Here is a 788-nt window from a genome sequence, read left to right on the forward strand (position 1 = left end):
TCGTTCTCGTCGCCGAGGACCTGCCGCTGCCACAACGCGAAATCCGCATACTGCACCGACAACGGCGCCCAACCCGGCACCTCACCACGACACCGCGACTCGTAGGCCACCATCACATCCCGCGCCAACGGCCCCATCGACGAACCATCACCCGCGATGTGATGCACCACCACCACCAACACGAACTCGTCCACCGCATCGACGACCCGCAACAACCGCACCCGCACCGGCACCGCCGCCGCCACATCGAAGCCCGCCGCGATCACCTCACCGACCCGCGCCGCAACCTCGGCCCCCGACACCGACACCGGCGACAGATCCAACCCCACCGCCGACACCGGCACCACCACCTGCACCGGACCCTCCGGCCCCGCCGGATACACCGTCCGCAACGACTCGTGCCGCTCGACCACATCCGACACCGCAGCAGCAAGCGCCACCACATCCAACTCACCCGACAACCGGATCGCCAACGGCACGTTGTACACCGCAGACGACGGATCGAACTGATTCAGGAACCACATCCGCGACTGCGCAAACGACAACGGCACCCGATCCGGACGCTCCTGCGCCACCAACGGCACCCGACCACCGGCACCGACATGCTCGGCCACCCGCGCCGCCAACGCCTCGACCGACGAACCCTCGAACAACACCCGCACCGGCACCGCAGTATCGAGAGCAGCACCGATCCGCGACACCACCTGCGTCGCCGACAACGAATTACCACCGAGCGCGAAGAAATCATCGTCCAGGCCGACCCGCTCGACCCCCAGCACCTCACCGAA

The 788-nt window shown here is 67.3% G+C and carries 1 protein-coding gene; it reads right to left on the reverse strand.

Annotated elements, in window-relative coordinates; translation table 11 throughout:
- A partial coding sequence (locus tag MOM01_RS22950; protein ID WP_241387752.1) for a condensation domain-containing protein occupies positions 1-788 on the reverse strand: 788 nt, incomplete at both ends.

The organism is Rhodococcus sp. CH91 (assembly GCF_022554085.1).
Lineage (GTDB): Bacteria > Actinomycetota > Actinomycetes > Mycobacteriales > Mycobacteriaceae > Rhodococcus.